This window comes from Actinomycetospora rhizophila (assembly GCF_042657905.1).
Lineage (GTDB): Bacteria > Actinomycetota > Actinomycetes > Mycobacteriales > Pseudonocardiaceae > Actinomycetospora > Actinomycetospora rhizophila.
In genome coordinates this window covers 85,904-109,777 of the sequence record NZ_JBHSKG010000019.1, presented here as the reverse complement: position 1 = coordinate 109,777, position 23,874 = coordinate 85,904, and the positions used below count along the sequence as shown (strand labels likewise).

19 protein-coding genes are annotated in these 23,874 nt (G+C 72.2%); 10 read left to right on the top strand and 9 right to left on the bottom strand.

Annotated elements, in window-relative coordinates:
• The first annotated feature begins 18 nt into the window (after positions 1-18).
• Positions 19-885: an alpha/beta fold hydrolase gene (locus ACFPK1_RS27260; RefSeq protein ID WP_378024098.1), complete on the top strand. Its 867-nt coding sequence runs from the start codon at positions 19-21 to the stop codon at positions 883-885.
• On the opposite strand, the gene ACFPK1_RS27255 is transcribed toward ACFPK1_RS27260, so the two are convergent.
• The 3 genes from ACFPK1_RS27255 to ACFPK1_RS27245 form a co-directional block, all read right to left on the bottom strand.
• Complete coding sequence (locus ACFPK1_RS27255) at positions 882-2,630, bottom strand: tyrosine-protein kinase domain-containing protein (RefSeq protein WP_378024097.1); 1,749 nt, start codon at positions 2,628-2,630, stop codon at positions 882-884. The two genes, ACFPK1_RS27260 and ACFPK1_RS27255, sit on opposite strands and share 4 nt — an antisense overlap.
• Positions 2,627-4,009: a hypothetical protein gene (locus tag ACFPK1_RS27250; RefSeq protein WP_378024096.1), complete on the bottom strand. Its 1,383-nt coding sequence runs from the start codon at positions 4,007-4,009 to the stop codon at positions 2,627-2,629. Before ACFPK1_RS27250 ends, ACFPK1_RS27255 begins: the two co-directional genes overlap by 4 nt.
• A gap of 93 nt (positions 4,010-4,102) precedes the next feature.
• On the bottom strand, positions 4,103-5,179 hold the full coding sequence (locus ACFPK1_RS27245; protein WP_378024095.1) for a glycosyltransferase family protein: 1,077 nt from the start codon (positions 5,177-5,179) through the stop codon (positions 4,103-4,105).
• Positions 5,180-5,277: 98 nt separating this feature from the next.
• Here ACFPK1_RS27245 and ACFPK1_RS27240 point away from each other — a divergent pair, with 98 nt between their 5' ends.
• Positions 5,278-6,399: a glycosyltransferase gene (locus tag ACFPK1_RS27240; protein WP_378024094.1), complete on the top strand. Its 1,122-nt coding sequence runs from the start codon at positions 5,278-5,280 to the stop codon at positions 6,397-6,399.
• Positions 6,400-6,431: 32 nt separating this feature from the next.
• Here ACFPK1_RS27240 and ACFPK1_RS27235 read toward each other — a convergent pair whose 3' ends face one another.
• From ACFPK1_RS27235 to ACFPK1_RS27225, 3 genes are all read right to left on the bottom strand, one after another.
• On the bottom strand, positions 6,432-7,754 hold the full coding sequence (locus tag ACFPK1_RS27235) for a right-handed parallel beta-helix repeat-containing protein (protein WP_378024093.1): 1,323 nt from the start codon (positions 7,752-7,754) through the stop codon (positions 6,432-6,434).
• 489 nt (positions 7,755-8,243) lie between these two features.
• Positions 8,244-9,410 carry a hypothetical protein gene (locus ACFPK1_RS27230; protein WP_378024092.1) on the bottom strand — a complete coding sequence of 389 codons (1,167 nt, stop codon included), beginning with the start codon at positions 9,408-9,410 and terminating at the stop codon, positions 8,244-8,246.
• A gap of 204 nt (positions 9,411-9,614) precedes the next feature.
• Positions 9,615-11,309: a tyrosine-protein kinase domain-containing protein gene (locus ACFPK1_RS27225; RefSeq protein WP_378024091.1), complete on the bottom strand. Its 1,695-nt coding sequence runs from the start codon at positions 11,307-11,309 to the stop codon at positions 9,615-9,617.
• A 456-nt stretch (positions 11,310-11,765) separates the two neighbouring features.
• Here ACFPK1_RS27225 and ACFPK1_RS27220 point away from each other — a divergent pair, with 456 nt between their 5' ends.
• The 7 genes from ACFPK1_RS27220 to ACFPK1_RS27190 are packed head-to-tail and all read left to right on the top strand — an operon-like array spanning position 11,766 to position 19,285.
• Positions 11,766-13,463, top strand: a complete 1,698-nt coding sequence (locus tag ACFPK1_RS27220; RefSeq protein WP_378024090.1) for a polysaccharide biosynthesis protein — start codon at positions 11,766-11,768, stop codon at positions 13,461-13,463.
• Complete coding sequence (locus tag ACFPK1_RS27215) at positions 13,460-14,659, top strand: DegT/DnrJ/EryC1/StrS family aminotransferase (RefSeq protein WP_378024089.1); 1,200 nt, start codon at positions 13,460-13,462, stop codon at positions 14,657-14,659. Before ACFPK1_RS27220 ends, ACFPK1_RS27215 begins: the two co-directional genes overlap by 4 nt.
• The gene (locus ACFPK1_RS27210) at positions 14,656-15,270 is read left to right on the top strand and encodes a sugar transferase (protein WP_378024088.1); all 615 of its coding nucleotides are present in this window, start codon (positions 14,656-14,658) and stop codon (positions 15,268-15,270) included. The genes ACFPK1_RS27215 and ACFPK1_RS27210 overlap by 4 nt, the downstream gene beginning before the upstream one ends.
• On the top strand, positions 15,267-15,878 hold the full coding sequence (locus ACFPK1_RS27205) for an acyltransferase (RefSeq protein WP_378024087.1): 612 nt from the start codon (positions 15,267-15,269) through the stop codon (positions 15,876-15,878). The genes ACFPK1_RS27210 and ACFPK1_RS27205 overlap by 4 nt, the downstream gene beginning before the upstream one ends.
• Positions 15,862-16,971, top strand: coding sequence for a DegT/DnrJ/EryC1/StrS family aminotransferase (locus ACFPK1_RS27200; protein WP_378024086.1), 1,110 nt, complete (start codon positions 15,862-15,864; stop codon positions 16,969-16,971). The genes ACFPK1_RS27205 and ACFPK1_RS27200 overlap by 17 nt, the downstream gene beginning before the upstream one ends.
• A complete protein-coding gene (locus ACFPK1_RS27195) occupies positions 16,968-17,963 on the top strand; it encodes a Gfo/Idh/MocA family oxidoreductase (protein WP_378024085.1) in 996 nt (331 codons plus the stop codon). The genes ACFPK1_RS27200 and ACFPK1_RS27195 overlap by 4 nt, the downstream gene beginning before the upstream one ends.
• On the top strand, positions 17,960-19,285 hold the full coding sequence (locus tag ACFPK1_RS27190) for a nucleotide sugar dehydrogenase (RefSeq protein ID WP_378024084.1): 1,326 nt from the start codon (positions 17,960-17,962) through the stop codon (positions 19,283-19,285). Before ACFPK1_RS27195 ends, ACFPK1_RS27190 begins: the two co-directional genes overlap by 4 nt.
• 19 nt (positions 19,286-19,304) lie before the next feature.
• Here ACFPK1_RS27190 and wecB read toward each other — a convergent pair whose 3' ends face one another.
• Positions 19,305-20,357 carry a non-hydrolyzing UDP-N-acetylglucosamine 2-epimerase gene (gene wecB, locus ACFPK1_RS27185; RefSeq protein WP_378024083.1) on the bottom strand — a complete coding sequence of 351 codons (1,053 nt, stop codon included), beginning with the start codon at positions 20,355-20,357 and terminating at the stop codon, positions 19,305-19,307.
• Between the two features lie 19 nt (positions 20,358-20,376).
• Here wecB and ACFPK1_RS27180 point away from each other — a divergent pair, with 19 nt between their 5' ends.
• Positions 20,377-21,525, top strand: a complete 1,149-nt coding sequence (locus tag ACFPK1_RS27180; protein ID WP_378024082.1) for a glycosyltransferase family 4 protein — start codon at positions 20,377-20,379, stop codon at positions 21,523-21,525.
• Here ACFPK1_RS27180 and ACFPK1_RS27175 read toward each other — a convergent pair.
• Positions 21,483-22,661, bottom strand: a complete 1,179-nt coding sequence (locus ACFPK1_RS27175; protein WP_378024081.1) for an O-antigen ligase family protein — start codon at positions 22,659-22,661, stop codon at positions 21,483-21,485. The genes ACFPK1_RS27180 and ACFPK1_RS27175 overlap by 43 nt on opposite strands.
• Before the next feature lie 64 nt (positions 22,662-22,725).
• Positions 22,726-23,814 carry a right-handed parallel beta-helix repeat-containing protein gene (locus ACFPK1_RS27170; protein WP_378024080.1) on the bottom strand — a complete coding sequence of 363 codons (1,089 nt, stop codon included), beginning with the start codon at positions 23,812-23,814 and terminating at the stop codon, positions 22,726-22,728.
• Between the last annotated feature and the right edge of the window lie 60 nt (positions 23,815-23,874).

Below are 23,874 nucleotides of genomic sequence, written 5' to 3'. Positions count from 1 at the left end.
TCACATAGGTTGACCGGCGTGTCGCTGTTCCCGGGGTTCGACGTCGTCGACGTGACCGTCGGCGGCACGACGATCCACGGCCGCGTCGGTGGGTCCGGCCCACCGCTGCTGCTCCTGCACGGCATCCCCGAGACCCACCTCATGTGGCGGCACCTCGCCCCGGAGCTCGCCGAGCAGTGGACCGTCGTCGCCACCGACCTGCGCAGCTACGGCGGCAGCGGCCCCGGCACGGGTGACGACCACTCCATGCGCGCCCTCGCCGCCGAACAGCTCGCCGTCATGCGCGCCCTGGGCCACGACCGGTTCGCCGTCGCCGGCCACGATCGCGGTGCCCGCTGCGCCTACCGCATGGCCCTCGACCATCCCGACCATGTCGGCCGCCTCGCCGTCCTCGACGTCGTGCCGACCGCCGAGGCGTTCGCCCGCGCCGGCCGCGAGTTCGCGCTCGGGTACTGGGTCTGGTCGTTCCTGGCCGCGCCGGCGCCGGTGCCCGAGCAGCTCGTGCTGGGCGCGCCCCGGACGCTCGTCGACCACATGCTCGACTCCTGGTCCGACGACCCCGCTGCCTTCCCGCCGTGGGTGCGCGAGCGCTACACGGCCACCTTCCGCGACCCGGCCCGCGTGCACGCGATCTGCGAGCAGTACCGCGCCGCCACCGAGATCGACGTCGCCCACGACGAGGCCGACCGCGGCGCCCACCGCCTGCGGTGCCCCGTGCTCGCGCTGTGGAGCGCCACCGGCGCGCTGAACCGCTGGTACGACCCCCTCGACGTCTGGCGCGAGTGGGGCGACGACGTGCGCGGCGGGCCGGTCGACGCCGGGCACTTCCTGGCCGAGGAGGCGCCCGACGCGGTCGGCAAGGCGCTGCGCGAGTTCCTGGCCTAACCCTGGTCGGCGTGGTGCCCGTTCGTGCCGGGCACGGTGATCGTGCCGCGGGTGGCGCGGCGGCGGGGCCGCGGCGGCGGCGTCGTGGCCTCCGACGGCTGCTCGGGGACCGTCTCGCTCGCCCGCTCGGCGGTGGTCCGCTTCGGGGTCGGGTGCACCTCCGGCGCGGCACCGCGCGCGCGGACCCGGGCCGTCGGGTGGTCGCCGGCGCCGTCGGTGCTCGGCAGGGGTTCCGGACGCGTCCGGACCGTGCGCGCCCCGGACGCCGGGGACCACGCCGGGGGTTCCGGCGCGACGGGTGCCGGGGCCGGGGTGGGTGCCGGAGCGGGCGCCGGCGCCTCCGGCGTCGACGACGATCCCGACGGCAGGGCCAGCACCGTCCGGCGCGCGCCGCCGGGGGCGTCGCGGACGTCGGTCGCCCAGGTCAGGAGCGCGCCGAGCACGGGGACGCCGGCCAGGCCGAGCGCCGACGCGGCGGCGTCGACGTCGTCGGGGCGCGTGCTGCCGCGGCGGCAGACGAGGACGACGCCGTCGGCGTGCCGGGCGACGTCGACGGCGTCGGCGGCGTCGGTGACCGCCGGGGTGTCGATGAGGACGTGGTCGTAGCGCTCGCGCAGCGTCGCCAGCACCGCGTCGAGGCGGCCGCCGACGAGCACCTCGCTCGGACGGGACCCGGTCGCCCCGGCGGTGAGGACGTCGATGCTGCCCCGCGACCAGCGCTGGATCGCCGCCTCGAGCGCCACGCCCTGCTCGAGGACCTCGCGCAGGCCCACCTGGGCGTCGAGGGCGAGCGCGCCGGCGAGCGTCGGGTGCCGCAGGTCGGCGTCGACGAGCAGCACCGAGGCGCCCGACGCGGCGAAGGCGACGGCGAGGTCGACCGCGGCGGTCGAGGTGCCCTGGTCCGGGCCGGTGCCGGTGAGCACGAGGCAGCGGCGGTCGTCGGCGACCGACCGCAGGGCGGCCCGGGCCCGGCGGTAGGACTCGGCGCGGGCGCGCATCCGTCGCGCGACCCGTCCACGAGCCCCGACCGGCGGTTCGGCGAGCAGCGCCGGGTACCTCGGCGCCCGCCGCAGCGCGGGCACGACACCGAGCACCGGGCCGCCGAGGCGCTCGGCGAGGGTGTCCGGGCTGTCGACCGCGTCCCGCAGCGCCCGCCGAGCGAGCGCGACGCCGACGCCGAGCACGAGGCCCACGAGCAGCGCGACGGCGAACAGGATCGTGGTGCGCGGTCCGGACGGTTCGTCGGGCAGGGTCGGCGGGAGGATCACCTCGGCCGTCGCGATCGGCCGGTTCACCGCGCCGCCGGTCGACTCGATGGTGCCGACGAGCCGGGTGAACGCCGTCGACACCGCACCGGCCACGAGGCGGGCCTGGTCGGGCGAGCGCTCGGTGACCTCGAGGGTCAGCACGACGGTCTCGGTCACCGAGCTCGCGGTGATCGCGCCCTGGATCTCGTCGGCGGTCGGGGCGCCCCCGAGCAGCAGCGACGCGTCCCGCGCGACCCGGGGGCCCTGCAGCAGCTCGGTGTAGGACTTCACGCGCTCGGTGGACAGCTGCGCGCCCGAGTAGGCGTCGGTCGAGGACGACTCGGGCTGCGCGGACGCGACGTAGAAGACCGCCGACGACGTGTACGTGCGCGGCAGCAGGACGTCGAGCAGCACCGCGCCGAGCAGGCACAGCACCAGCACACCGGCGATGAGCTTGCGGTCCTCGCGCAGGACGGTCCAGTACTCGCGCGCGCTCATGAACGTTCTCCTCCGAGGGCCGCGGGGGGTCGGGCCGGGGACGGGATCGGGACGGCGGGGGGCGTGGGCGACGACGCGGCTGCGGCACGGCCGGCCCACCACCGGTGCCAGCGCGCCAGGGCCGGCGTGCCCGGCTCGGCGCGCTCCGCGGTGGTGAGCCCCTCGGCGGCGCAGGCGACGGCGACCAGCGCGAACGCCCAGGTCGACGCGGCGGCGGGCTGGGAGAGGAGCAGGGTCAGGAAGACGACGAGCGCGACCGGGACCGCCCGGCCGAGACGGCCCGCGCCGCGTCCCGGGGCCACGAACGCGGGCACGAGGATCGCCAGCGAGACGAGGACGACGAACGGCAGCCCGTTGACGGCGATGTCGGAGACCAGGTTGATCCCGGCCTGCTTCTCGGAGCCGAGCCCGCCGAGCGGGGACTCGGTGAGCGCGCGGACGCCGGCGTCCGTGGCGTCCTGGCGCTCCGCGAGCGAGGTCTCGTTGGAGCTCTGCTTGGCGCTCAGCCCGAGCACCGGGGCGTAGAGCGCCACCCACCCGGCGCCGGCGATCGCCGCGAGCCCGCCGATCTGGCGCAGGAACCCGCCGAGCCCGATGCCGCCGCGCGGACGCAGGAAGACGTCGAGCGCGAGCACCACGACGAAGACGCCGAAGCCGGCGGTGGACAGGGTGCCGGCGAGCCCGGCGAGGATCAGCACCTTCACCCAGTGCGCCCGGTAGCCCACGGCGTCGGTGAGGAACCACGCGGCCGCGCAGGACATGGCCATCCAGCCCGACTCGCGGCCGAACCCGGTCAGCCGCGGCACCTCGAGCCCGAACACCTCGCTGGTCGAGTAGCTGATCGTGAAGGGGACGTAGACGGGCTGCAGCTCGACGGTGCCCACCGGGACGGTGGTGAGCTGCCCGGCGCCCAGGCCGGCGACGCCCCAGAGCAGCGCGGTGACGACCCAGGACGCGCAGACGAGGACGACCGCGACCACGAATCCCCGGGCCACCGCCCGCCGGGCCCGCGGGTCGGCCAGCACGATCGCGAAGGCGACGAGCGAGCCGATGGTCAGCACGAAGTCCTGGAAGAGGTCGCGCACGCGGTCCGGCGCGAACACCGCGGCCCCGTGGCCGACCATCCACAGGTAGGCGACGGCGACGAGGCCGACGAGCAGCGGCACCGCGGGTACCGGACGGGCGCGCACCCGCTCGCGGCGCAGGAGCGCGGCGATCGCGGCCAGCACCGCGACCGCGCAGCCCGCCAGCGCCGTGCTCTCGCCGAACACCCCGGGACGCAGCAGGGGCAGGGTCGCGAGCATCGTGGCGGCGGCGACGAACGGCGGCAGGGTGGGGGCGGTCAACGAGCCCCACAGGGTCCGCGTCGGCCGCGCCATGTCACCCCCTGCTCGGTCGTCCGTGCCCGGGCGGCACGGCCGTTCAGCGTAGAGCGAGGCTACCCGATCGGGTCAACGCACTCGGGGCCGGAATCACGCTCGGTCGTCGAGGAGGCCCGTGACGAAGTCGTCGGTCCCCAGCGAGCCCGCCGCCTTCTGCGCCGAGACGACATAGTGCTCACGGTCCGCGAGCACGCGGGTGATCGCCCTCCCGACGTCCCCGACGTCGTCGACCCGGGCGCCCACGCCGCACCCCGTGGCCTCCAGCACGGTCGCGATCCAGCCGCGGTCGGGCCCGAGCACGGGGACCCCGCGCGCGCAGGACTCGGCGACGATCCCGCTCGGCGCGTCGTTGTCGTGCAGCACCGCGGCGACGTCCACCGAGCGCAGGGCGGCGTCGAACTCGTCCTCGTCGAGCAGGCGGTCGTCGACGTGCAGGCGGCCACCGGCGCGCAGGCGGGCGGCGTCCGGGTCGGCCTCGAGGAACGCGCGGACGTCGGGCTCGCAGCGCCCGGCGAGCACGACGTCGACGTCGTCGCGGGCGGCCGCGGCGCGCACCAGCACCGGCACGTTCTTGCGCGCGCTGACCACCCCGAGGACGCCGAGGCGGGCGCGGCCGCTCGTCCGCGGTCCCGGCGGCATGTCGTCCACCGGGGTGACCGGGTCCCGGACCGGCAGCACGCCGGGGAAGCCGGGCCGGCGGGTCACGACGCCGAACGCGTCGGTGAGGAAGCGGACCCGCACGCCGGGCAGGCGGCGCAGCGCCGCGACCAGCGCGGGCTTGAGCGCCATGCCGACGGTCGCCGGCTCGGGCCCGCCGGGCAGCGCGGTACGCATCAGCAGGACGGTGACCCGGGGTCGGCGCGGGCGGGCCTTGGTGAGCGAGCCCCGCAGGAGGGTGCGCAGCAGGGGGCGGACGGCCTTGTCGCCGTCGGGGATCACGAGGTGCGCGGCGCCGCGGGCGCTCGCCGCGGCCAGCGCCTCGGGGACGGCCCGGTCGTGGTCGTCGCTGCTCAGCCGGACGGTCTCGAGGCCGGCGAGGTGCGTGGCGAACTCGGGCGAATCGGCCACCCGGGGCGAGACCAGGAGAAGACGCTCCGTAGGCGGGAGGACGTCGAAGAGCAACCGGACGTAGCGCAAACGGTGCCCGAGCGGGTCCAGCTCGACCACCGCAGTACTCCGAGAGTGATGCATGTTGCTCCATCCTGACGTAAGTCGTGCGCGATCGTTAGGTTACGCAGGCTGACTGAGCATGGGGCGAGGTGTCGATGGAGATCGCGTGGATGACCGACGCGCAGGCTCCCTACCGTGAACCGCTGTTCTGCGAGCTCGCGCGGCGCGGCGACCTGACGGTCCACTTCCTGTTCACCGAGGAGCCGGAGCGCCACTTCCGCTACCGCCCGCACCCCGGGTACGCGTCCGCGCTGGTGCCGTGCTGGCAGATCCCCCGTCGGGGCCCGCTGGCGGGCCTCGACTCGTACCAGGCGGTACTGCGGCCCGGCGCCACGCGCCCCGTGCTCGGCGCCGACGTGATCGTCATCCCGACCTGGGCGCAGCTGGCCAGCGCCTGGACGATGCTGCGCGCGGTGCGTCGCGGCGTCCCGTACGTGATCTTCTCCGAGAGCACCCTGACGAGCCGGCGCTTCGCGCGCGGACCGGTCGACTGGCTGCGGCGCTGGCTGTTCACCCACGCCGGTGCGGTCGTCGTCCCCGGCCCGGCCGCCCGCGACGCCTCGATCGCGTCCGGGGTGGCGCCCGAGCGCATCGTCGAGTCGGTCAACAGCATCGACCTGGGGCTCTTCGGCGACCGCCCCCGCGAGATCCGTGCCGGGCTGGGGGAAGGTCCCGGCCCCGACGCGCCCGGGCACCGCTACGTCTACGTCGGCCAGCTGATCGCGCGGAAGAACGTGGGGGCGCTGGTCGAGGCGTTCGCGCGCCTGGACGGGTCGCCGACGCTGGACGTGGTGGGCGACGGGGTGGAGCTGCCCGCACTGCGGCAGCAGGCGGCCGACCTGGGCGTCGCCGACCGCGCGCACTTCCGCGGGTTCCTCGACGAGGACGGGGTGGTGGAGGTCCTCGCGACCACGCAGACCCTGGTGCTGCCCTCGCTCGAGGAGGTCTACGGGTTCACGCCGCTCGAGGCGCGCGTCGCGGGCCTGCACGTCGTGGTGTCCGACCGCGCGGGGATCGCCGAGAACCTCCGCGACGTCGACGGGGCGTGGATCGTGCCGCCGGACGCGGACGGGCTGTTGCCGGGGCTCGAGGCGTCGCGGCGGGCGTGGACCGGGTGGGCGCAGGACGTGCCCACCGACTCCGCCTCACCCGAACGCTCCGCCGACGACGTCCTCGCCGCGGCCAAGATCGCGTTGGGAGGCGCTGCGCGCACGTGAGTGAAATGGGTCGCCGGGGCGACCCATTTCACTCACGTGGCGGAGCCATTGAGCACGTTCCCCGCGACACGGATCGCGCCGGAGCGGCGCAGCGCGAAGGCGCCCTCGAGCGTCCCGACGCCCGGGCCGTCGACCCGGTTGCCGGTGATCGCGCCGGCCGGCACGTCGTCGAAGGCCACCGCCCGCACCGCCGGCCCGCAGCGCATCGTGTTGCCCTCGACGACGACCTCGGTCGGCGGGTCCTGCGGGCGCCCGCCCGCCGTGAGGGCGTCGCCGCCGGCCAGCGCCCCGACGACCGGGATCGCGGTGGTGTTCATCGTCGCGTCGTGGCGGTTGCCGCGGACGGTGACCCGGCGCGCGCCGCTGATGATCTGGACGTGCGCGAACTCCCGGAGCCCGCACGCGGTGAACGTGTTGCCCTCGACGAGCACGTCGGTGGAGAAGTCCTCGACGTGCACGGCCTCCATCCGGTAGCGCTCGATGGTGCAGCCCCGCACGACCACGTCCGCGCAGTACGCGATCCCGACCGCGAAGCCCGGGGAATCGTTGTCGCGGAAGGTGCAGCCCTCGACGAGGACGTTCCGGAACGAGCCGGAGGGACTGTTGAACTCGAGGTCCGTGTTGGCGTTGCGCACGAACGTTGCGCCGCGCACCACCGTCTGCTGGGTGACCGCCCGCGACTCGTTGGCCTGGTACAGCCCGTAGGTCGTGGTGGCGACGGCGGAGTCGGTGATCGCGAGGTCGGTGCTCGTGTCGTTCACCGTGCCCACCTGGATGCCGTGGGCGAAGGTGGTCAGCGCCTCGGTGTGCCCGAGCAACACCGACCGGGAGAGCCGGAACCCGTCGGCGCGGCCCAGCCGCACGAGCACCGTCTCGACGTCGGCCAGGCGCTCGACGACCAGCCCGTCGAGCGTCACGCCCGGCGCGTCGACGAGCAGCCCGACAAGGATGCCGCCGCCCGACTCGGGACGCAGAAACGACCGTCCGGGCTCCCCGGCCACGGTCACCCCGGCCGGCACCGCCAACGGCTCGCCCAGCACCAGCCGGTACTGCCCCGCCGGCACGGCGACGGTCCGCGGCCCGTCCGAACTCCCGGCCGCGACGAGCGCGGCGCGGAACGCCGGCGCGTCGTCCGCGCGCCCGTCCCCCCGCGCGCCGAGGGCCCGAACGTCGACCACCGGGCCGGTGCGCAGCGGCGCACCACCCGGCGTCGGGACGTCGCCCGGGATGCCGGGCACCGGCGGCGCGGCCGCCCCGGCGCACGCGGCGGGCGCGGCGACGGCGGCCAGGCCCGTCGCCAGCCCGAGGCGCCCGGCGAGGCGCAGCGCGCCACGGCGGGACCAGGAGTCGATCACGGCAGCAGTATGCCGCCGAATCGGTGAGCTGGCGTCGTCCGCGCCTTCCCGCCACGGCAGCCCTTCACAATTCGGTTTCGTTCCCCCCGCACACGACGGGGATCCCTCACGATGCCAGCGCCCGCATCATCTCCGTGGTGCTTTGTACGTCGGCCGTGGGGGACACGTGAGGAGATCGACAGTCATCGTCGCAGTCGGCGCAGCAGCGCTGGGCTGGACCGTGGTACCCGTGATCGACCGCGCATGGCGAGGCACGATCGATCAGCGGACAGTCCGGGCGTGGCGTGCGGAGGCGGAGCGTCCGCGAAGTCGGAAGTCCTGCAGCGAATCCGAGCTCAGAGGCATCCCGGACCAACGAGGGGTGGCGTCGCCGCACAGAGCGCGGACCCGTGCATTCGTTTCGCCGACCAGCCGGAACTGTCCGCGAACAATGAGGGGCTCCTGAGTCTCTCGTGGGATGGAACAGCGCATTGCTATGCCGCCGAGCGCTCAGCGGTCGGCGGTCGCCGGCGTCGTCGTCGCAGTCGTCGGCGTACTGGTCGGCTTGGTCGTCGCGTTCGTCGCGCTCGTGCTCGTCCTCTGAGGATCGTGTGGCGGCACAGCGCGCGGCGTTCGCTTGAGATCGGTCGACGGGACTACCCGTGTCCTGACCGCATCCCCGGACGGCGCGTCTGGGCTTTCGTCGTCGGCCGACGGTGCTGAGCCGTTGGCGGCGGTGCCGCCGGGCTCGTCCTCCCCGTTCGACCCGTTCCCGACGGCGTCGCCGGACGGAGGGTCTGCGCCGGCCGCATCCTCCTGCCCCGGGGTGTCGGCCACGGACGAGCTGTCGGTCGTCGACCCGGACCCTGCCGAACCGCCTCCGGAGGGAGCCTCGGCGCCAGCAGCATGAGCCTCACCGAAGGAGTCAGGGGGACCTGTCGGTGCAGGTGACGGCGACTGTCGCCGGGTGGCGCCCCCGGACGTGTTCGGCGCGATCGGCGTCCCGGCCACGATGTCCGTCTGCGGAGACCCCGGAGGTGAATCGGACGCCGCCGGATCGGCGGAGACCGGTGGTGCGATCGGATCCCCCGGCGGCGCGCCGACAGCCCCGCGATCGCCCGGCCGAACCACCTCCGCGTGGATGGGGTCAGCCCGTCGGGGCCACGCAGAGGAGCCGCCGGCAAAGCCGGGCTCGGCGATACCGAAGGGCCTCATCCGCCCGAGCGCATCCATCTCCACGCTGACCGTCGTCGACGGCGCAGCCCACGCCGTGCCGACACCGGTCGGTGTCCCTTCGGGCCGGGCCGCGATGCTCGCGGCGCCGACCATCACGACTAGCGCCGCCGCGGCGGCCACGAGAGGTGACCGCCCCGCGCGGGACGGCGGCCGTACCCGCCGGACCGTCAACCCGGGTCGAGGTCGGTCCTCGCCGGCCGGCGCTTCGCGTCGCCACGCCACGAGCAGCCCCCCCAGCTCCCGCTGACGCCTGTCTCCAAAGAACAGGGGAGGCGGCTCGATCGATCGGCCTAGTCGACCGACGAGATCGAGCAGTTCGTCGTCAGCGCGTACGGCATCCGGGTCGTCGTTCCCCTCGAGACCCTCGAACAGATCAAGATCGGCGTCGAGGTCGACATTCGGCGTCGTCTGTTCCCGAGAACGGAAGCGATGGCGAGTCATTCACGTCACCACCTGCCTCGCCCGTCGCCGACCGGGAACGGCGGAATGCGCCCCGGAGTCGGGCGCCGTCGTTGACCCGACCTTGACATCGAGTGTGTCCGCCGATGTCGCCATGAGCAAGCGATACACGAGAAATGCGCCTGCGGGGTGGGTTCTGGCCGGTAGGCGCCCTCGCCATTCGGTCCCGGCTTCGGCGCGGTGTCTTCAGGGCTTGTCGTCGACCGCCGTGGTCGCGGCATCTCCTGCCGACCGGGCCACGAGCGGGATGCGGGGACGCGGCGAGGGGACTTGTCGCGGGGCTGCCTGCACGGAGGCAGCGCGTTCCTCTGCGGCGGTCCTGGCCCCGTTCGTCACGAACCGCTCCTCGGTAACGTGGTCCTCGAACCGTTGGGCACCCTCGAACCCGTTCGTGCCGCCGTCACCTTCGTGGCGCTCCCACCCGTCGTGGCCGACGTCCTCGCTCTCGCCCACTGCGCGGGCGTCGGGCTGGTGGGCAGGCGCAGACGGCAACGCCTCCGGCAGCGAGCGGGACGCGGGTACCTCGGCGTCCGCCGCGCTGATGGCCAGATAGCCCCAGTAAGGCCGCAGTTGCGACTCGGGCGCCCTGGTCAGGATGGTGCCGACGACGGGGACGTCGGCGGCGGCGAGGCGAGCGAGAGCTCGCCCCAGGTCGTTCTTCGTCGTACCGCCGTGGCGAGCCATGAGGATGACACCATCCGCGCGGGACCCCAGGACGACCGCGTCGGTCACGGGGATCAGTGGCGGTGCGTCAAGGAGGACGATGTCGTAGCGCTCGCGGAGCTCAGTCATCAGCTCGGCCATCTTGCGCGACCCCAGCATCTCGCTGGGGTTGGGAGGGAGTGCGCCGGCGGCGAGCACGTCGAACTCTCCGCCAGCCCAGGGCTGCACGCAGTCATCGAGCGTCGAGCGCCCTGTGAGGATGGTCGTGAGCCCTACCGCCGCCTCGATTTGGAGATAGGCCTCCACCTTCGGGCGACGGAGGTCGGCACTCACGAGGAGCGTTCGATAGCCCTCCTGGCCGAGGACCGACGCGAGGTTGCACAACGTCGCGGACTTGCCCTCATCGGGAAGCGCGCTGGACCCCACGAGAATCTTTCGCGGGCTGTCGACCCCGAGGAAACCGAGGTTCGTACGAACGTGCCGGTAGGCCTCAGCGTACGCCGACTGCGAATTCTCGTGCACGCCGACCGGATGCTCGGCGAACGCCGGATCGTCGACGACGGACCCCAGAGCCGGCGCCTTCGCGATCTTGCCGAGCACATCGCCCGACTTCACGGTGTTGTCGAGCTGGTGCCACGCGAGGGCTGTGAGAAGGCCAAGGACGAGGCCGGCAGCGAGACCCAGTGTCAGGTCGTAGGAGGTGGACGGGGATACGGGGGACGCGGAGAACGACGGCGGTCGCACGACTCGTGCCACCACCGTGGGAGCACCGGGCTGAGCTCCTGCCTGCTGCTCGAGCTGTGCCACCAGGACGACGAACTCGTCACCCACGGCTGCCGCCACGCGCTGGGCTTGCTGCGGTGACCGGGCCGTCACGGTTGTCCGGATCAGAGAGGTGTCCGGCACGGTCTCCGCGCTGATCGCGGGCGACGCGGCGTCGACGTCCCTCAGACGATCGACCACGTCCTGTCCGACCCGTGGATCGCCGAGCAACTCGACGTAGGAAGCGATCTTCTCTCGCGCCAGCATGGTCGCGTCGTATGCGGCCGATGCGTCGGAATCGCCACCCTGCGTGGCGATGTAGAAGATCGCCTCGGACGAGTAGCGCCGAGGCGTCAGCAACGTCAAGACGAGGGCGGCCAGCACGCCGACGAGAACGCAGGCCACCACGACGACCCATCGCTCACGGAATACCGCGAAGTACTCGCGGAGAGTCATGATTCCCCCTCGGAACACTCCCACTCACCGTGGTGGGCGGACCGTAGCGCACGGTAACGCCGTTTCGGAACACGATCTTTCGCGGTCCGGTGACCAGCCATGTGCGTACCGCATCCGTGTAACGGTCTCCGGCCCCTTTTCGACTGGGGTCCTCGCGCACCGTCGGGGGAGGCCGGGCGAATGCTGGGAGATCGCATGCTGTGGGGGTTGACTGTCCGCAGGAACAAGATCGTTGATCCTGCGTTTTCGTACGGGTCCGAATCGATCGTGACCGAGGCCGAGAGGCGATCGCTCTCGTGGCGGCTCCGTCGGCTCGTCCTCGCGTCACTGGACTGTGGCTGTTGGGCGGTCGCCCTGACTGTCGCGACGGCACTGCGCTACGAATTCGATCTCTCGGAGATCCGGAGCTCCGGTCTCGAGACCACCGTCGGGATCGCGATCATCTGTCAGGTCGTCGTGGGGCTCGCGTTGCAGGTGTACCGCGGCCGTCACTGCGTCGGCACTCTCGACGACGCGCTGACGGTCGCGACGGTCGCGAGCTTGGTCGGTCTCGTCGTCTTCGGCACCAACATGGTGCCGGCGTCGCCATGGGTTCCCCGCTCCGTGCCCGTCGTCGCGACGTTCGTCATGGTCGCGTTGGCCGTCGGGGCGCGGACGGCAGTGCGTCTGCGCCGCGAGCGCGATGGGAGACCGGACAAGAGCTCCGCCCGCCGCGTCATCGTGTTCGGCGCGGGCACCGAAGGGCAGCAGCTCATCCGCACGATGCTCTCCGACCCGGGCAGCAACTATCTGCCCGTCGCGCTCCTCGACGACGACCCGGACGTCCGGCTGCGGCGCGTTCTCGGCGTCGCGGTGCGAGGGACGCGCGCCGACGTCGCCCGGGTCGCCGAGGCCGCCCACGCCGACCTCCTCGTCATCGCCCACCACTCCCTCGACGCGACAGCTGTGCGCGACCTGGCCCTGGCCGCGACGGAAGCCGGACTGTCGGTCCAGGTCCTCCCGCCGTTGACCGAGCGCCTGCGCTCGTGGTCGCGGCTCTCCGACCTCCAGGACCTCGACATCAACGCCCTGCTCGGCCGCCGGCCGGTCGAGATCGACGTCGCCGCGATCGCCGGCTACCTCGGCGGCCGGCGGGTGCTCGTGACGGGCGCCGGCGGCTCCATCGGCTCGGAGCTCTGCCGGCAGATCCACACGTTCGGCCCGTCCGAGCTGCTGATGCTCGACCGCGACGAGTCGGCGCTGCACGCGACGCAGCTGTCGATCTACGGCACCGCGCTGCTGGACACGCCCGACGTGATCCTCGCCGACATCCGCGACGCCGCGACCCTGTGCCGGCTCTTCGTGGAGCTCCGGCCCGACGTCGTCTTCCACGCCGCCGCCCTCAAGCACCTGCCGCTGCTCGAGCAGTACCCGGGCGAGGCCTGGGAGACCAACGTCTGCGGCACCGACCACGTCCTGCGCGCGGCGCAGCTCGCCTCGGTCGACCGGTTCGTCAACATCTCCACCGACAAGGCCGCCGACCCGATCAGTGTCCTGGGCCGGTCGAAGCGCATCGGCGAGCGCCTCGTCGCCCAGATGGCGACCGAGAGCGAGGGGACCTACCTCTCGGTCCGCTTCGGCAACGTCCTCGGCAGCCGCGGCTCGGTCCTGACCACGTTCGCGGACCAGATCGCGAACGGCACGCCGGTGACCGTGACCCACCCGGACGTCACCCGCTTCTTCATGACCATCCCCGAGGCGGTCCAGCTGGTGATCTACGCAGCCGCCATTGGTGCGCCGGGCGAGGCGCTGGTGCTCGACATGGGCGCCCCGGTGCGCATCGCGGACGTCGCCCGCCAGCTCATGGGGCTCGCCGGCAAGCCGACGGAGATCGTCTACACCGGCCTGCGGGACGGGGAGAAGCTCCACGAGGAGCTCCTCGGCCGCCTGGAGGTGGCGCGGCGCCCGATCCACCCCGCCATCTCGCACATCGACGTGCCCACCCTCGACCCGGACGTCGCCCGGGCGCGCGCGAGCGCCGTCGGTGCCGCCCGCGCGCTCAGCGAGCTGACCACCCCGCGGCCCGCCCCGGACCGGCTCCTCGTCGAGGAGCCGGTCCCCGCGCCCGCCACCGCCACCCCGGTCGGCGAGACCATCGAACGGAGCGCCTCATGACCGCGGCCCGCGCGGACTTCCTGCCCTTCGCCCTCCCCACCGTCGCCGAGGAGGACGTCGCGGAGGTCGCCGAGGTCATCCGCTCCGGCTGGCTGACCTCGGGACCCCGTCTGCAGAAGCTCGAGGTCGAGTTCGCGGCCGAGGTCGGGACGGCCGCCGCGCTCGCGGTCAACTCGGGTACGGCGGGGATGCACCTCGCGCTCGCGGCACTCGGGATCCGTCCGGGCACCTCGGTGATCACGACGCCGATGACGTTCTGCTCCACCGCGCACGTCATCGAGCACGTCGGGTGCCGCCCCGTCTTCGTCGACGTCGAGCGGGACACGCTCAACCTCGACCCGGAGCAGGTCGCGGCCGTCCTCGAGCGCGGCGAGCACGACGTCAGCGCGATCATGCCCGTCCACTACGCCGGCCACCCGGTGGAGCTCGATCGCATCGTCGGGCTGGGCCGGCGGTTCGGGATCCCGGTCGTCGAGGACGCCGCCCACGCGTTCGGGGCCGCCTTCCGCGGGACGCCGATCGGTCAGGTCGACGCCGACGACCCGCTGCGCGCGGTGTCGTTCTCGCTCTACGCGACGAAGAACATCACCAGCGGCGAGGGCGGGGTGCTCACCGCCTCGGAGAACCTCGTGCGCGACTCGCGGCTGTGGTGCCTGCACGGCATGAGCCGCGACTCCTGGCAGCGCTACGGCCCGCGAGGGTCGTGGGCCTACGACGTCGTCGTGCCCGGCTTCAAGTACAACATGACCGACATCCAGGCGGCGCTGGCCAGCACCCAGCTGCGCCGGTGGCGGGCGTTCCAGCAGCGGCGCACGGAGATCGCCGCCCGGTACACCGCACTGCTCGCCGACGTCGACGAGATCGAGACACCCGTCGCGCGCCCGCACGTCACCCACGCCTGGCACCTCTACCCGGTCCGCCTGCGGCTCGGATCGCTCGCGCTCGACCGCGGGGAGTTCATCGAGGCCCTGCGCGAGCGCAACATCGGCACGAGCGTGCACTTCATCCCGCTGCACCAGCAGCCGTACTACCGCGACCGCTACGGGTTCGCCGCCGGGGACTTCCCGGTCACGGAGACGGAGTTCGAGCGTCTCGTCTCCCTGCCGGTCTACCCACGGATGATCGACGGGGACGTGGACGACGTCGTCGCCTCGATCAAGGATGTCGTCGCCGGCCACCGGCGGGTGGCGTCGTGACCCGCTCCGCGCTGCGCCGTCGCCTCAAGCGGGCCGGCGACGTCGCCCTCTGCGTCGTGACGCTCCCGATCACCGCTCCGGTCATGGGAGTGCTCGCCCTCGCGGTGAAGGCCACCAGCCCCGGCCCCGTGATCTACCGGGCGAAGCGGATGGGCCGGGACGGCGAGGTGTTCGAGCTGTTCAAGTTCCGGACGATGACCGCCGGGTCGGCCGGGCCGGGCGTCACGCGCTCCGGCGACCTGCGCATCACCTCGGTCGGCCGCTGGCTGCGGGCGGGCAAGCTCGACGAGCTGCCCCAGATCCTCAACGTGCTGCGCGGCGAGATGAGCGTCGTCGGCCCGCGCCCGGAGGACCCGCGCTACCTGCACGCCTACACCGAGGAGCAGCGCGCGGTCCTCACGGTCGCGCCGGGCATGACGAGCGCGGCACTGTTCCACTTCGGCAACGAGCAGGCCTTCATCGAGCGTGCGTGCCCCGACGACGTCGAGGCCTTCTACCTGGCGGAGATCCTGCCGGTGAAGCTGGCGATCGAGCTGCACTACGTGCGCGAGTGGGGACTGCGCCGCGACCTCGGCATCCTCGCCCGCACCGTCGGGGCGATGTTCACGTGACCGCCCCCGACACCGATGCCACGGTCGTCGACTCCGCCGACGTCGATCCCACGGCCCGCCTCGGCGCCGGCACGCGGGTGTGGCACCTCGCCCAGGTCTGTGAGGGCGCGGAGCTCGGTCGTTCGTGCGTCCTCGGACGCGGCGCCTACGTGGGTCCCCACGTCTCGGTCGGCGACAACGTCAAGATCCAGAATTACGCGCTGGTCTACGCCCCGGCGACGCTCGGCCACGGCGTCTTCGTCGGACCCGCCGCGGTGCTGACCAACGACCAGAACCCGCGCGCGGTCGACGTGCACGGCGACCCACGGACCGCCGCCGACTGGTCGCCGGTCGGGGTCGACGTCCGCGAGGGCGCCTCGCTGGGCGCCCGGTCGGTGTGCGTCGCGCCGGTGACGGTGGGGCGCTGGGCGATGGTCGGCGCGGGCGCGGTCGTGACCCGCGACGTCCCGGACTTCGCCCTGGTCGTGGGCGTGCCGGCCCGCCGCGTCGGGTGGGTCGGACGCGCCGGGTTCCCGCTGCAGCCGTGCGGCGACGGGACCTGGCGCTGCGAGAAGACCGACGAACGGTACGTCGAGAGGAGGGGGGAGCTCCATGACATCGGTTCCTGAGGTCGTCCGGGTCGATCCGGAGGTGCCGGCCACGGGCGTCCTGGTGGGCGACGAGGAGCGCGCGGCCGTCGACCGCGTGCTCGCCTCGGGGATGCTCGCGCAGGGCCCCGAGGTCGCCGCGTTCGAGGCGGAGTTCTCCGAGCACGTCGGTGGTCGGCCCTGCGTGGCGGTGAACTCGGGGACGAGCGCGCTGCTGCTCGGCCTGCTCGCGGTCGGCGTCGGACCCGGCGACGAGGTCGTCGTCCCGTCCTTCAGCTTCGCGGCCACCGCGAACGCGGTCGCGCTGACGGGCGCCCGGCCCGTGTTCGTCGACATCGACCCGGCGCAGTTCTGCCTCGACCCGTCCGCGGTCCGCGCCGCGATCACCGAGCGGACCGCCGCGATCATGCCGGTACACCTCTACGGCCACCCGGCCGCGATGACGGCACTCACCGAGATCGCCGCGGCGCACGGCCTGGCCCTCGTGGAGGACGCCGCGCAGGCACACCTCGCCTCGCTCGACGGCCGCCCCGTCGGGACGTTCGGCGCGGTGGCCGCGTTCAGCTTCTACCCGACGAAGAACATGACCACCGGGGAGGGCGGTCTCGTCGTCTGCGCCGACGAGGAGACCGCTCGACGTGTCCGGCTCCTGCGCAACCAGGGCATGGAGCGCCGGTACGCCAACGAGATCCTCGGCTACAACATGCGGATGACGGACCTGCACGCCGCGATCGGACGCGTGCAGCTCCGGCGGCTGCCGGCGTGGACGATGGCCCGCCGCGAGAACGCACGGGTGCTCACCGAGGGTCTCGAGCACCTCGGGGCGGTCGCGGTGCCGCGGGTCGCGCCGGGGGCGCAGCCCGTGTGGCACCAGTACACGGTGCGGGTCCCGGATCGCGACCGCGTCGCCGCGAGCCTGGAGGAACTCGGTGTCCGGACCGGCGTCTACTACCCGACGCCGATCCATCGACTGCCCGCCTACGACCTCGACCTGGACCTGCCCCACACGGCGGTCGCGGCGAGCGAGGTCCTGTCGCTACCGGTCCATCCGGCGCTGACGCGGGCCCAGGTCGAGCGCGTCGTCGCAGGTGTCGCCCTGGCGGTGGCGCGATGAGCCGCCCGCTGCGCGCCGGCCTCGTCGGCCTGGGGGTGATGGGCCGCAACCACGCACGGGTGCTGCAATCCCTGCCGGACGTCGAGCTCGTCGCCGCGGCCGATCCGCGACCCGAAGCCCGTGCGGCCTCCAACGGCATCGACGCCGTCGCGACCGTCCGCGAGCTGATCGACCGCGGTATCGACCTGTGCGTCGCCGCGACGCCGACGATCACCCACCAGGACGTGGCCTTCGAGCTCGCCGAGGCCGGTGTCGCCACCCTCATCGAGAAGCCGCTCGCCCCCGACCCGAAGACCGCGCAGACCATCGTCGAGGCGTTCGCGCGCCATGGCGTGCTCGGCTGCGTCGGCCACATCGAGCGGTTCAACCCCGCACTCCAGGACCTGCGCCGAAGGCTGGCCCTGGGGGAGATCGGCGAGCTCTACCAGGTGGTGACGCGGCGACAGGGTCCGTTCCCGGCGCGCATCGTCGACGCCGGCGTGGTCGTCGACCTCGCCACGCACGACATCGACCTGACAGCATGGATCACCGGCTCGCCGTACCGCTCGGTGTCGGCGTGCACCGCGCACCGCAGCGGGCGCCCGCACGAGGACCTGGTCAGCGCGGTCGCCGAGCTCGAGAACGGGATCGTCGTGACCCACCTGGTCAACTGGCTCTCACCGTTCAAGGAACGCATCACCACGGTGACCGGCGATCTCGGCTGTCTCGTCGCGGACACCATCACCGCCGACCTGACCTTCTTCCAGAACGGATCCGAGCCGGCCCAGTGGGAGCGCATGGCCGCCTTCCGCGGGGTGACCGAGGGGAACATGACCCGCTACGCGATCCCGAAGCCCGAACCGCTCCTCACCGAGCTGTCCCACTTCGCGGCGGCGGTCAGGGGCGAGCCGTCGACGATCGTCACGCTCGAGGAGGGTCTCGCCACCGTTGAGATCGCCGAGGCCCTGCGCGAGTCGGCGGCCTCCGGAGAGACCGTCAAGGTCAGCCGGTGAAGATCACTGTCGTGGGTCTGGGAAAGATCGGCCTTCCGCTGGCCGTGCAGTTCGCCGGTCAGGGCCATCACGTGATCGGCGCTGACGTCGACGAGCGGGTCGTCGCTGCTGTGCAGGTGGCTCGGCCCCCGTTCCCCGGCGAGCAGGAGCTCGACGAGCGGCTCGCCCGCGTCGTGGAGCGCGGCGTCCTCGACGCCACGACGGACACGGTCTCCGCGGTTGCGGCGAGCGACGCGGTGGTGGTCGTCGTGCCGCTCTACGTCGACACCGCGGGGACCCCGGGATTCGGGGCGATCGACGCGGCGACCGAGGCCGTCGGCCGCGGTCTGCGCCCGGGCACGTTCGTCGCGTACGAGACGACGCTGCCCGTCGGCACCACACGCGACCGTCTCGCCCCATGCCTCGAGGCGGCGAGCGGGCTGCGGGTGGGGAGCGAGTTCTTCCTCGCGTTCAGCCCGGAGCGGGTCTCCTCCGGCCGGGTCTTCGCCGACCTCGCGCGCTATCCCAAGCTGGTCGGCGGCGTGGATGCGGCCAGCGCGGAGCGGGCCGTCGCCTTCTACGAGGCCGGTCTGACCTTCGACGAACGCCCGGACCTCGGTCGTGCCAACGGGGTGTGGGATCTCGGCTCGGCCGAGGCCGCCGAGCTGGCGAAGCTCGCGGAGACGACCTACCGCGACGTGAACATCGGTCTGGCCAACCAGTTCGCCCTGCACGCGGACCGGATCGGCGTCGACTTCGCCGCCGTGGCCGAGGCCTGCAACTCGCAGCCCTTCAGCCACCTGCACCGCCCGGGCATCGCCGTCGGCGGGCACTGCATCCCCGTCTACCCCTGGTTCTACCTCGCGGGCGATCCGGCCGCGACGGTGGTGCGCGCGGCGCGCGAGGCGAACGCCGCGATGCCCGAGCACACCGTCGACCTGCTCGAACGCGTGCACGGACCCCTCGCCGGCGTCACCGTCGTCGTGCTCGGCGCCTGCTACCGCGGCGGGGTCAAGGAGACGGCCTTCTCCGGGGTCTTCGCGACCGTGGCCGCGCTCGGTCGTCGCGGGGCGACACCGGTCGTGCACGACGTGCTCTACGACGACGACGAGCTCGCCGCCCTGGGCCTCGACCCCTGGACGGGAGAACCGGCCGGGGCGGCCGTCCTGCACACCGACCACCAGGAGTACGCGACCTTCGGGGAGGACGAGCTGCCCGGGGTCACCACCGTGGTCGACGGCCGCGGCGTACTCGACCCCGGGCGCTGGCCGACGGCGACGGTCGTCGCCCTCGGCCGGGGCGGGGCCGGACGGGGCAGGGCCGGGAGGCCGGATGGGCCGTGAGCCCGGCCGCACCGCGGCCTCAGCGCGCGGCCAACACCTCGGCGACCCGGCGTGCGGCGGTGCCCGTGCCGTAGGGCGCCACGGTGGTCGCCGCCGGATCCGGCCGCTCGACCACCGACGGGAGCGCGGCCGGGTCGTCGCACAGCGCGTTCCATCCGAGCTCCACGGTCTCCGGCCACTCGGTCTCGGGACGCATCGTGGTGCACTTCCGGCGCAGCAGGAACGACTCCTTCTGCAACCCGCCGGAGTCGGTGACGACCGCGGACGACGCGAGGACCGCGCGCACCAGCGCCGGGTAGGGCAGGGGGTCGACGATGTGCAGACCGGGCCGTTCCAGGGGCAGGCCGTAGGCCTCGGTCTTCGCGCGCAGGCGCGGGTGGGCGGCGAGCACGACCGGCGCGCTCACGGCCGCGAGACCGGCGAGCAGCGCATCGAGCCTCGCGGGGTCGTCGGTGTTCTCGGCACGATGCAGCGTCGACAGTACGAAACCGGGCGGGACGTCCGCGATCGAGGACGGGAGAGGACCGTCCGCCACGGCGTCGCGGACCCGAAGGCAGACGTCGGTCATGACGTCACCGACCTCGACGGTGCGGTCGGCGAGCCCCTCCTGAGCAAGATGCGCACACGCCCGCGCCGTCGGGGCGAGCAAGAGGTCGGCAGCGTGGTCGGTGAGGACACGGTTGTGCTCCTCGGGCATCCGTCGATTGAACGACCGCAGCCCAGCTTCGAGATGAGCGACCGGCAGATGCTGTTTCACAGCCGCCAGCGCGGCCGCGAGTGTCGAATTGGTGTCGCCGTACACGAGCACCCAGTCAGGTTTCTGCTCGACGAGCACCGGCTCGAGCGCCGCGAGCATCGCACCGGTCTGCGCGCCATGGGAGCCGGAGCCGATACCGAGATGGACGTCCGGTTGCGGGATCTCGAGATCAGCGAAGAAGACATCGGACATCCGGGGGTCGTAATGCTGACCGGTGTGCACGATGATGTGCTCACCGACCGACGCCACGGCCTCGGCGACCGGAGCAAGCTTCACGAATTGTGGACGGGCTCCGACCACACTCACGATTCTCACGTGCAGGACGGTACCTGAAATGCACAACGGTGACGGCCCGACCCGCGTCGCTCATCTGTCGTCGGCACACCACTGGAGCGATACCCGAATCTTCGGACGACTCTGTCGCACGCTCTCGCGGCACGGCTACGACGTCACGCTGGTCGCGGCGGGGGACGAAGGACGCCGAGAGGAGGACGGCGTCCACATCGTCGTTGAACCGATCGCCAGCGGCCGAGCGCAGCGACTGCTCCTGGCCGTCCCCCGCGTCCTCGCCGCCGCCTTCCGGGCCGACGCGGACATCTACCACCTTCACGACCCCGAACTCATCCCGATCATTCCGCTCCTGCGCCTCCGTGGCGCCCAGGTGGTCTACGACGCCCACGAGGATCTACCGAGTCAGGTCCTGGACAAGCACTATCTCCCCCTCGGGGTCCGGCCAGTCCTCGCCGCCGTCGCCCGGCTCCTCTGCGCCGTGGCCGACCGGAGCGCGCACCAGATCGTGGCGGCTACGCCGACGATTGCTGAGCGGTTCCGGTCGGAGCGCTGCACCGTCGTCCACAACTACCCTGAGTTGCTCGAGGACGTCGACGACACGGTCGACTACGACGACCGTGATCCCGCGATCGCTTACGTCGGCGCCGTCACGGCCGTCCGCTGCGCCACGGAGATGGTCGACGCCATGCACCTCGCCGACCTCCCCGAGGACTGGCGACTCCGCCTCGTCGGCCCGGCCTCGCCCGCGAACCTGCGCGACGAGCTCGCGACCCGCCCCGGATGGACACTCGTCGAGGACCACGGCAACGTGTCGCCACGACGCGCACGCGAACTCACCGCGAGTGCCCGGATCGGGTTGGTGCTGTTCCAGCCCACTCGCGCGCACGTCGACGCCCTGCCGACGAAGCTCTTCGAGTACATGGCGGCCGGCCTGCCCATCGTCGCGTCCGATTTCCCCGTGTGGCGGACGATCATCGACGGCGCCGGCTGCGGCATCCTCGTCGACCCGATGGACCCGTCCGCCATCGCGAAGGCCCTCACGACTCTCGCACGAGACCCTGCTGGTGCTCGGGCGATGGGACAGAACGGTCGATCCGCCGTCCTGGGCCACATGAACTGGGCGATCGAGGAGAGGAATCTCCTCGACGCCTACACGAGGCTCGACGCGCGGGAACGTACCTTTTCGAACTGATCGCTCGCCACGCCCGACAGCACACCGCTGATCGCGGCGGTCAGCCCGAGCGCGTAGAAGAAGGCGCGGTTGTTGTTGAGGTCACCAGTACTCATCGTGACCGCAAGAACGTAGACGAGAATGCAGAGGCTCGTCACGGTCGCGAATTGATGGCTGGCGCGTTGTGCACGCCACAGCCACACCATGATCCAGACCAGGAAGAGACCACCGAGGAAGACGCCCGCCTCGGCGAGCACCTCGAGCGGTAGATTGTGCGGGTAGACGTAGGGATCGGGAGCGACCTCGGAGAAGTTCCCCATCCCGAGACCGAACGGCTGTCGGTCGATGGAGTTCAGCGCATTCTCGTAGAGACCGTTGCGCTCGCGCACGGTCCCGGTGTTCTCGCCCTCCAGAAAGCTGGAGATGCGCCCCTGCGCGCCGGCCGGGGCCAGTTGAAACGACGCGAACAGACCGCCGCCGATCAGAGCAGCGACCACACCGGCCCGGAGCTTGGGCGGCCGCAGTCGTACGACCATGACGGTCAGCACCACGGCGACGAGGACACTGATCAGGGGCCCGCGGGAACCGGACTGGAGGAGCACGATGCATGCGATGGTCCCGCCGGCGAGGGCGAGCCACCACGGGGTGATGCGGTAGATCAGGCCCATGCCGAGCACGACGACGACCAACCCTGCCGCGACGCCGAGCGCGATGGTGTCGGCGCTCTCGGAGGAGATGGCGGAGTCCGTCGATCCGTCGGAGTACTGCGGGTCGACGAGACCGCTGGCGACGACGAACCCGCACCAGCCGGTCCACGCCCATACGTGACGAATGAGATCGTCACCGTTCAGTACTAGGAAGATCGGCGCCGCGGCGGACAGCAGCGTCAGCGTGAACAAACGCGTGACCTTCTCGCTCGCGTACGGGGTGTCGCCGGCCAGCAACGCGGAGGGAACGAGGACCGCGAATCCGAGGAGCACACCGAAGACCGCCGGTGGGATGGGCTCGAACAACACTCGGAACGCGATGAGTATCACGACGACGAGGGCCAGGACCACGGTCAGATCGAACGGCAAGTAGCTGAAGGGGGGCGCTGCCTTGAAATCGCCGGCCATGACGAATCCGCTCATCGCCACCGGAGCCACCCACTGCCGCATGCGCTCAGGCTAGCGAGAAGGGAGGCCGGTCGCTACAGCCGTGGGGCTCGACATCGTCATGGCTTCATCGCTCGAATGGGCCGAGGTCGACAGCTCGACCCTGAGGGCGGGAGACTCCGCCGACATCGGTCTCGGGAGCGCCCTCCGACACACCCGCGTCGAGTGCCGGACTTCCGTCGGCCAGTCGATAATCTCCTGAACCGTCATGTCTGAAATCAACGAAAGCGGGGTCGGCGATGATTGTGCCGACCTGCTCCCCGAGCTGGAGCCCGATCCCCTCCTCGCCGTTTCCCCAGACCAGGTTATTCACGTATCGATTCCGCGGACCAGTGGCCCCGCTCTCGACGATGCCGAGACGAGCATTGGCCACCACGATGTTATTGGCGACGAGGAAATTGTCCGCAGGAACGTCGCCGTTGTTGGGGGCGTCGCCCTGTCCGATGACCATCCCGCCTTGGCCATTGGCGAACACGAGATTATTGGTGATCGTCAGAGCGTTACAGTTGTGCCAGCAGTGGATCCCGAAGCCGGAGTTGCCATACGCAATGTTGTTGGCCACGAGCCCGTTCGGATTGCTCATGTAGATGCCGTGCTCTAGCCTGCTGCGCCCGCAGCCCCAGACGGTGTTCCCGAGGACGTCGATGTCATGCGCCGAGTAGTCCCCTGCCCCGCTGTTGATACAGCTGCCCCGGGGAACGTCGTGCACACGGTTGCCGACGATCCGGACGTATGACCCCTCGTTCTGCAATCCGACGAGAGCGTCACCCGACATCTCGAAGCCGACGATGTCGACGTAATCACCGGTGTTCCGCCAGACCGGCTCCTCCGTGTTGCTCCCTGTGAGGACCACTGGTCCGCCCGGCCCGGCGACGAACGCAATTCGATCGGTGCTCGTGCCGCTGACCTGGGTGTGGACCGGGGTCGGGTAGGTCCCCGGTGCGATGACGATCTGTACGCCCTGTCTCGCTGCTGCCGCCGCACGGTCGATGGTCCGGAAAGGCTGCGTCCCGGTTCCCGCATTCTCGTCGTCGCCGTCGGGAGACACGTGCAGGGTCGACGTGGGCACCGTCGGACTCAACGGCTTGCCGCGATCAGCAGGCTCACCCGCGGCCGGCGCGCAACCCACGATCAACAGCATTGCGACCGCACTCACGTACGCAAGGATCACCACACGGCTCCTCGTCGAGGCCCGAAACGGAACGGCGACGACCGT